We start from the raw sequence: 8,739 nt of genomic DNA, 5'->3' as shown, positions 1-8,739 counted from the left end.
AATACAAGCGTTAGCCTAGAAACAATCAAGAACCGTAGGTACTACGGGGATAGCTTGGTAAATAAGAGACACCGCTGTTAGTAAAGAAATAAGCTATCAAGTATTCTCTATTCCCAAGAAGCTCCCACTTCAAGCGTTAAGAACCGTCAGGTTTAGCTAAGTGGTGAGTAGTTCACTTAATTCATACAATTCCTCATCTACCACTACTGCTTTTCGACCGGATTGGTGATTGATGTTCATCAGATCAGAGGTGGCATCATTGGCTGAAAACCGTTGCTGATAGTCACGCAAACGAACCTCTGCATTATCAAGCAAAAACATAGGTTGACTCGCCTCTACTTGTAGAGTAATCACCGTTCCCATCAAATATAGCCGACGCGTTTCAATTTTCATCCGTATTCTCACTTCCTTTTAAGCCCTAGCTGACTTTTCTGCTTATTTTTCATCTAAAAAAGAAAGAATCACTTTTCCGATTCTTTCCTCAATGGACGAAACGTTACAGCTTGCCAGCCTCCATTGCATTACTTAGACGAGCAAACTCTTCCAGGCTAAGGGTTTCGCCTCTACGTTTGGGATCAATCGCAGCTACTTGAAGGCTTTGTTGCAACCATGCTTTGGTCGCTTCATCTTTGCCATAGTAGCTTTGAAGATTGTTCCAGAATGTTTTCCGACGTTGCAAAAAGGCCGCTTTGGTTAGCGCGAAAAAGGCCGCTTCGTTGGTCACCGTCACCGCTGGCTTGGGCCGACGGGTTAAAGTTAAAATGGCAGAGTCAACATTTGGTTGTGGGACAAAAACGGTCTTTGGCACAATAAACGCAATACTAGCTTCCATATAATACTGCACGGCGATGGATAGTGATCCATATGCCTTGGTCCCTGGTTTGGCAGAAATACGGTCGGCTACTTCTTTTTGCATCATCACAACCATTTCCGCAATTGGCGCCTTTGCATCCAAAAAGTGCATCATAATAGGTGTTGTAATGTAATAAGGTAGGTTCGCCACAACTTTGACAGGGCGTCTGTCATCTGCAAATTGTTCTTGTAAGACTTGGTCAATATGGGCTTTTAAAATATCCTGATGAACAATCGTGACATTTTCATAAGGAGCCAACGTATCCGCTAAAACCGGCAACAAGCGATCATCAATTTCAAAGGCGACGACGCGATGGGCTGCTCGAGCAAGGTATTCTGTTAAGGCACCTATCCCTGGTCCCACTTCAATGACGTTTGTCTCTTGATTAATGTCACCGGCTGCCACGATTTTCCGCAAAATATTGGGATCGGTTAAAAAATTTTGTCCCAAACTCTTTTTAAAGGTAAAGCCATGTTTGGCTAATATTTCTCTTGTTCTTGAGGGTGTTGCAATATCTCGTTGTTCTTTCAACTGTTTTCCTCCACTTGTTGCATTGCGTCAGCCAATGTTTTTTCATCGATGCGAAACATTGTTAGCCGCTTTGCGAGTTGTTTGCCATTGGTGTACCCAATCCGTAGTTGATCTCCTAATCGTTCTCGGCGATGCTTGGCTTGCGGGCCGGCCAATAAGCCATATTCAACCAATAGTTGACGGTCAATTGGTTGGTAATCATCTTCTTCTAAAACGGGGGTAACGACTTGATGAAGGGCTGTTAGAATGGCCGCATCACTGGCATGCTCCACGCCTAGACTCTTCCCTTGTCGTTTGGGTTTCGCTTGGGAACGTGGCAAAAACGCATGTTTGGCATCAGGGACTTCAGCCATAATGGTTTTACGAATTTTTTCACCTGAGTAATCAGGATCGGTAAACACAATGACGCCACGCGTTTCTTGTGCATGCGCAATACGCATCAAAATATCGTCATTAATTGCTGATCCAATCGTTTCAATCGTATCAACATCAAGCACTTCTTGTAGTCGGCGTGTATCATCTTTTCCTTCGACCACAACAATTTCAGCAATCCGTTCTTTTTTGGGAATCATGCATAGGCTCCTATCCGAAATAATCGGTGCGCATTTTGGGTCGTCTTCTCAGCTACTTCTTCCAAAGACACTCCTCTTAGTTCAGCTATTTTTTCTGCAACGTAACGGGTATACCCTGGTTCGTTACGCTTGCCTCGATAAGGAACTGGTGCCAAGTAAGGCGCATCCGTTTCAACAAGCAAGCGATCAAATGGCACGTGTTGCGCTGCTTCTTGGACCTCCGTGGCTTTTTTAAAGGTCACTACGCCACTAAAGGAAAGATGCATCCCAAGTGCAAGAAATTTTTCCGCCCATACGGCATCGCCACTAAAACTGTGCATGATTCCCCCTCTTTCAGGGACGCCCTCTTCTTTTAAAATCCGATACGTATCGGCCATTGCATCCCGTGTGTGAATGCTAATGGGTAGGTGAAATTCTTTTGCCAAGGCAATTTGACGGCGAAAAACCCGCTCTTGGACGTCTTCTGGATCTTCCATCCAATAATAGTCCAAGCCGATTTCACCTAATCCCACTACTTTGGGCAGTGTGAGTTGGGCTTTTAATTGTTGTTCAATGTCTTCCGTGTACTTCCCGGCTTCGGTTGGATGCCAACCAATAATACTGTAAACTTCTGGGTATTGTTGGCTTAACGCGAGCGACTTGGCAATGGTTGGTGTATCGAATCCCACAACCGCCATTTCGGTCACACCTAAGTCTTTGGCTCGAGCAACTGTTTCAGGAATGTCATCCTGAAATTGTTCCGCATTTAAATGAGTGTGTGTATCAAAAATCATTTTTTCTTTCCTCCTCATCTTCATGCTTACAATAGCATATTTTGCTCATGAACGGGAACGATTCACTCACTTTCTTTGGAAATTTCCGTCCTACGCCGGAGGACAAGTTCCTCTTGCAGGCGTATCCTCAAGATAACTTGAAAGGAGGCCTTCCTATTGCACAATCGTATTCCTTTTTTGCAGATACCAACGAATCCCGCCGAAACGCAACGTAGCTGGAGTCATTGGTTACTCGTTGTGCTCTTCGGTGCTCTCTGTTTGTTACCCATTTCGGGTAAACTGCTTTTTATTCTTGGCTTTGTGCTCTTTACGGCCTTGCTTAAAGGACCTATCATGCTGATGGTTGGGACGCTTTTAGCGGTCTTGATTGGTCTCTTTCCCCCTTTGGCTTGGGTGCTGTCCCTTTTCTTATTTCTTAACGAACTGTTCTTTCTCGTTCGAAATTGGCGTTTTGGCGTGATTGCTGGCTTCTTTTTTGCCTTTCCTTTTTTACGTCTGCTGATTGAACGCGCCCTTCCTTATCCACCACTTTGGGAACGCTTTGGTACGTTAACCTTGGGAATTCTTTTATTTTATCGTTTATTGCTTTGGTTTTATCGAAAAAACCCAAACAGTCACGCCTTGGTTTGGTCCATTTTTTCTTGGCCATTTGACTTTTTGGTTCGCTTTTTCCCCCGCATCAATCGGTCAAATCGCTCCGCCCAATCGCCTATTTCCAAAAGAAAATTTTGGCGAAACTAACCTGATTTTTTTACGAAATTTGCGACGCCTTTTTTCTGATGGATGATTGCTTTTTCCCTAAAATTCTACTATGCTAAGAACAGTTACAGAAAATGAGAAAAGGAAGCCTGGCCAATGTATTTACTCTATTCATGTTTGCTACTGTTCCTGCTTTTGCTGATTTACATGGTCATCATTGAGCCGGGAAGATTGACTGCAACCCACTATTTTATTCGAAAAAGCAAAAAAACTGTTCTTGATGTCACCGATGCGGTGGACATGTATCAAGGAAAAACAAGTATCACACTGGCCCAACTAAGTGACTTGCATTTTTCGCGGTGGTACCCTCCTAGACGTCTGAATGGCATCATTCGCCAATTATTGAAAACGAAACCAGATATGGTCATTTTTACTGGTGATTTAATCGATGATTATAGCAAATGGCCACACAAAAAAACCACTGCTTTGGTCGAAAAATTAAAGAAAATTCCCGCACCGATGGGAAAAATTGCTATCTTAGGAAACCATGATTATCAACACAACGGACATTACTTTGTCAAAGAGGTCCTTAAAAAAGCTGGCTTTACGGTTTTGACAAATGACCAGATTTTTTTCTCTAATCAGCAGGTATCCCTTACAATCGTTGGATTGGATGATGATCTTTTCGGCCAACCTTCGTATGAATTTGAAGATACACTGGCTGAATGGCACTTGCTTTTAACACATGAACCTGACAGTATTGAAAAATTCCCTTTGATCCACCATTTTGATTTGGTCTTGGCTGGTCACAGTCATGGTGGCCAGATTCGCTTACCTTTTTATCGAAAGCGTACCCTTGGTTCGATGAAATATACGCACGGTCTTTACCTCGTTACTGATCAAACTTTGCTTTCCGTGAATACTGGTATTGGAATGACAACCTTGCCTGCTCGATTGGGTGTTGCACCTGAAATTACCTATTATCATTTGGAAAAAGAAGACAAAGCTGCCACCTTGGTTTCTCCTGATTCTGCCTCATCAAAAACAACAGGACCTTAACAGTAAGTCTCCCTTTCCGTTCAGTGCAACGGAACTATCCATTTTTCAAGTTATTTTTCAAAAAGATTGCTTACTAAAAACGACTGCGGATGAGTAGCACAAGCTACTGTTCATTCACGGTCGTTTTGATTTGCCAGCTTATTTTATTGCTTGGCTTTTCAAGTATATTGATGCTGTCTAACAACGCTTCGAAATAGTCTACCTGTACGGAAACAAAAACCAACGCGCAAACGCTAACCCGACTGGCTATCGTTTGCGTGTCTATTTTTCTTTTTATCGCAATTGCTTTTGCAATTTGTTTTAGAATTGATCAATCAACAACTGACGAATTTCGGTCAATGCCGGTTGGCGTGGGTTCGCTGGTGTACATTGGTCATTGTACACTAAGTCCACCAAACGATCGAGAGCTCCATCAAATTGTTCTTTTGTTACGCCGTTGCCAGATAATGTTGTATCAACATCTAAAGCAGCAGCTAATTTGGCAATTTCATTGCACAGTGCTTCAACTAGATCCGCATCTGTCTTGCCTTTTAATCCTAATGCTCGTGCAATATCAGCATAGTCTTTTTGACCACGGTAAACTTCATAGCGTGGATATGGGTTCCGTTTCACTTTACCAGATGCCCCATTGAATCGAATGACATGCTGCATAGCAATCGTGATTACCAAACCATGTGGTAAGCCAAATTCTCCACCTGTTTTGTGTGCAAGTGAGTGATTGATTCCTAAGAAGGCATTCGAGAAGGCCATTCCTCCTAAAGTTGCAGCATAGTGCATATTACTACGTGCTTTTTCCCCTTCTAGGGTTGGGTTTTTCGGATCATAATTATACGAAGTTTCCAAGTTTTCAAAAACAAGTTTGATGGCTTCTAATGACCAAGGTCGTGTGAAGTCTGATGCCATTACTGAAACATAGGATTCCAACGCATGAGACAAGGTATCAAGTCCTGATAACGCAACCGTACGACGTGGAACAGTCATCACGAATTCTGGATCGACAATCGCAATTTGAGGTGTCAATTCATAGTCAGTTAGAGGGTATTTCACGTGTGTTTCATCATCCGTGATAACCGCAAATGGTGTCACTTCTGATCCGGTACCTGATGTAGTTGGAATACATACCAATTTTGTTTCTGTTTGATGATGGAAACGAACAATCCGTTTCCGGATATCAATAAATTTTTGTTGTAATTCAAGGAACAATTCGCTTACTTTGCGATAATCGTCTAAGAAGCCAGCTTCTTGTCCAATTGAATATTCATAAATAAAGCGTGCAATTTTCGCAGCATCAAGCGCAGATCCCCCACCTATCGCAATCACTGTATCTGGTTTGAATTCACGCATTTGTTTCGCAATTTCAATCGTTTGACCAAGTGTTGGGTCAGGTCGAACAGTTCCGTAAATCGATGTTTTCACTGGTTCTTCACGGAGTTCTAATTGGCTATAGACTGTATCTACAAAGCCAAATTGCACCATTCCAGGGTCTGCAACGATAAACGCACGATTGATATTTTCAACATCGTCTTGTAAATAAGAAATCGCATGATTTTCATAGTAAATCTTTTCTGGTAAACGAACCCACTGAGGTCGGTTGCGTCGTTTTGCGACAGTCTTCACGTTTAATAGGTCCTCCGTCGATAGATTATGTGACAATGAGTTTTTACCCCACGATCCTGTACCAAGTGTCAAACTTGCTTTCAATGCATCTGTATAGATATCACCGATTGCCCCAATTGAATCTGGTTGGTTAACAATGACCCGTGCTGCATTGGTTTTATCACTGAATTCGTTAATGAATGGATCTTTTTGTGAACCAATTTGGATGGCTGCGTTGTGTCCAGCTCCTTGATAGTTCAGCAATTTCCCAACGATTTCAATTGCTTCTTGACGATCCGCCGCTTTGTAGACAGATAGAAGTGGTGTCAACTTTTCAGAAGATAACTTTTCACCGATGTTCTTCTTATCTAATTCAAACAACATCACATCTTTGTCCTCAGGTAATGTCACGCCAGCTTGCTCTGCAATCCAACTGCTAGACATCCCTGCCACATGACCATTCACCCCGTGACGATCATTAAACACAAAATCTGCGATAGCTTGGTAATCCTTTTTAGGGACTAAGTAGGCACCTTTAGCTTGCATTTTTGCTAACCAATCTTTGTAAATTGCTTCTTCTACAACGACTGAGTTTTCTGTGGCACAGATCATGCCATTATCAAACCGTTTTGATAAAAGTAAATCTTCAATTGCCCGGTCGAGATAGGCTGTGTGGTCAACAAATACAACCCCGTTACCAGCTCCTACGCCCATGGATGGGTTCCCTGATTTCAATGCAGCATTTACCATTCCTGGTCCACCAGTTGCTAAAATGGATGCAATTTTTGGATTTTGAATGAGTGCTGTCGTGTTTTCTAACGACGGCGTTTCAATCCATTGAATGATATTTTCAGGTGCCCCTGCTGCAACAGCGGCATCATACAAAATTTTCGCCGCATGGGCTGAACAATTTTGTGCTTGAGGATGAAAAGCAAAAACAATGGCATTTCTTGTTTTCAAGGTTAGTAAAATCTTGAACATCGTTGTTGAGGTTGGGTTGGTCGTTGGGACGATTCCCGCTAAAACGCCTAGTGGAGCAGCGATTTTAACTTGCCCGCGAATTTTGTCTTCACCAATGATGCCAACGGTCTTTTCATCTTTAATCAGATTTAATACGTTTTCTGTTGCAAATCGGTTCTTCGTGTCCTTGTCTTCCACAACGCCACGTTTTGTTTCATCAACCGCTTCATGCGCTAAAATCAAAGCGGCTTCGGAGCCAGCTAAAGCAGCAGCTTTGACAATGCGATTCACTTGTTCTTGCGTAAAAGTTGCGTATTGTTGTTCGGCTACGAGTGCTTTTTGAACTAATGAATCGACATATGAAGCTGATTGTTCCTTCGGTTGTTGAACCTTCTCTTCTAAAACCGCAGTTGTACTACCTTTTTTTGCTTTTTCCATAGAACCCTCCACTATGTTATTTTTTAGAAAGCGCTTTCCTTGATTAAGATAATACACTTATTCATTTTAATTCGCAAGTGGTATTAAATGAAATTAGCAACTATCTTAAGAGTTTTTTTTACCTATATGGGTATTTTTTGTGCCACCTTTAGTTGACTGTATAAACTGAATTTATTTATTTTTTCACAAACAAAAAAGACGAACCTCATTTGGTTGTCCACCAATGATTCGTCATTTGCTTCCTTATTTATTGATCTCAATAAATGTTTTGGTTTGGTCGTAGGCTAGCTTGGCTTCTTTCGTATTATAGTGGAATTGATATTCATGTGACACTTCCTTACTTGAATCCTCAAAAAATAAAGAAGTAACTGCCACTTGTTTTTGTTCGAGCTTTTTGACCATTGTTTGTCCTTCATCCGAAAATGAATAAGCATTTCCATCCGTAATATAAGCTGGCGGGAAAGCACTTGTCAAATGTTCGACTAAAGAAGCTTGGCGCAACTCTGGTGTATTTTGCCAGTCCTTCGTACCCACCAGTGACCACCCCACACTTTGAACAAACCAGTTCATCAGTTTATTGGTTGACTTTTTGTCTAAGACTTGAACTAGATTGACTGGTCCACAGTACGACAAAAATCCTCTTAAATCTTTTGCATCTAAGGTCTGGGTAAAATGATTTTGCTGCGCATAAGCATTGTTTGTCTGAACCAAGGCATACTGACCGGCGATTTGAGCTCCCGCCGAGTCACCACCTACAAAAACTCGCTGCAAGTCTAACTGAGGATACTGCGAGGTTGCCTTTTTCAGATAAGTAACTAACTCTCCCATTTGTTCCAATTGGCCCGGATAATTTAAGTCAGGAGCAACTTGATAGTTCATCGCTACTACAGCTACTTGCGTGTCAGCAGCAAGATACGTTGCAAATTCTTTCATGCCAGACTTGTCTCCCCCAACAAAACCACCACCGTGTGCCCAGACAATAATTGGTATTTTTTCTGTCACAAGTTTGGGTAAATACAAATCAAACTGATTGCTTTTGTACTTTGAAGGATAGATTAAATCTTTAGTTACCGTAACATTATCTTGAGCCTCTTTGTATTTTTTTTGATCGGTGATTGCAACTGGTTGATTAAACATTTGTCTAATCAACAAAGCACTTGGATATGGTGATACTTGAAACGCAACCCAGCCAGCCAATACCAGACCTATCAGTATACCTATCACCCAGAGAACTATCTTCCAAATCAAACGCATCTCT

Annotated in this window: 8 protein-coding genes; 2 read left to right on the top strand and 6 right to left on the bottom strand. The window is 41.9% G+C overall.

Features of this window, described 5'->3' with window-relative positions:
* Nucleotides 1–156 precede the first annotated feature (156 nt).
* The 4 genes from ACFSR0_RS01700 to ACFSR0_RS01685 form a co-directional block, all read right to left on the bottom strand.
* Nucleotides 157–393 (bottom strand): FAD:protein FMN transferase, encoded by a 237-nt coding sequence (locus tag ACFSR0_RS01700; protein WP_379979266.1) that lies wholly within the window; start codon nucleotides 391–393, stop codon nucleotides 157–159.
* Nucleotides 394–496: 103 nt separating this feature from the next.
* On the bottom strand, nucleotides 497–1,384 hold the full coding sequence (gene rsmA, locus ACFSR0_RS01695) for a 16S rRNA (adenine(1518)-N(6)/adenine(1519)-N(6))-dimethyltransferase RsmA (protein ID WP_379979264.1): 888 nt from the start codon (nucleotides 1,382–1,384) through the stop codon (nucleotides 497–499).
* Nucleotides 1,381–1,956 carry a ribonuclease M5 gene (gene rnmV / locus ACFSR0_RS01690; RefSeq protein WP_379979262.1) on the bottom strand — a complete coding sequence of 192 codons (576 nt, stop codon included), beginning with the start codon at nucleotides 1,954–1,956 and terminating at the stop codon, nucleotides 1,381–1,383. The genes rsmA and rnmV overlap by 4 nt, the downstream gene beginning before the upstream one ends.
* Complete coding sequence (locus ACFSR0_RS01685) at nucleotides 1,953–2,729, bottom strand: TatD family hydrolase (RefSeq protein ID WP_379979260.1); 777 nt, start codon at nucleotides 2,727–2,729, stop codon at nucleotides 1,953–1,955. Before ACFSR0_RS01685 ends, rnmV begins: the two co-directional genes overlap by 4 nt.
* A gap of 156 nt (nucleotides 2,730–2,885) precedes the next feature.
* Between ACFSR0_RS01685 and ACFSR0_RS01680 the strand changes: the two genes are divergently transcribed.
* Both ACFSR0_RS01680 and ACFSR0_RS01675 read left to right on the top strand, forming a co-directional pair.
* Entirely contained in the window at nucleotides 2,886–3,470 is a 585-nt protein-coding gene (locus ACFSR0_RS01680) for a hypothetical protein (RefSeq protein ID WP_379979258.1), read from the top strand.
* Nucleotides 3,471–3,584: 114 nt separating this feature from the next.
* Complete coding sequence (locus ACFSR0_RS01675; RefSeq protein ID WP_379979256.1) at nucleotides 3,585–4,487, top strand: metallophosphoesterase; 903 nt, start codon at nucleotides 3,585–3,587, stop codon at nucleotides 4,485–4,487.
* A 300-nt stretch (nucleotides 4,488–4,787) separates the two neighbouring features.
* Here ACFSR0_RS01675 and adhE read toward each other — a convergent pair whose 3' ends face one another.
* Together adhE and ACFSR0_RS01665 are read right to left on the bottom strand one after the other, a co-directional pair.
* Nucleotides 4,788–7,481, bottom strand: a complete 2,694-nt coding sequence (gene adhE, locus ACFSR0_RS01670) for a bifunctional acetaldehyde-CoA/alcohol dehydrogenase (protein WP_379979254.1) — start codon at nucleotides 7,479–7,481, stop codon at nucleotides 4,788–4,790.
* A 243-nt stretch (nucleotides 7,482–7,724) separates the two neighbouring features.
* A complete protein-coding gene (locus ACFSR0_RS01665) occupies nucleotides 7,725–8,735 on the bottom strand; it encodes an alpha/beta hydrolase (RefSeq protein WP_379979252.1) in 1,011 nt (336 codons plus the stop codon).
* Between the last annotated feature and the right edge of the window lie 4 nt (nucleotides 8,736–8,739).

Origin of the sequence: Enterococcus camelliae, assembly GCF_042685105.1 — a bacterium.
Taxonomy (GTDB): Bacteria; Bacillota; Bacilli; order Lactobacillales; family Enterococcaceae; genus Enterococcus_G; species Enterococcus_G camelliae.
Note: the sequence above shows the minus strand (reverse complement) of the source record. Positions and strands in the feature narration are given on the sequence as shown.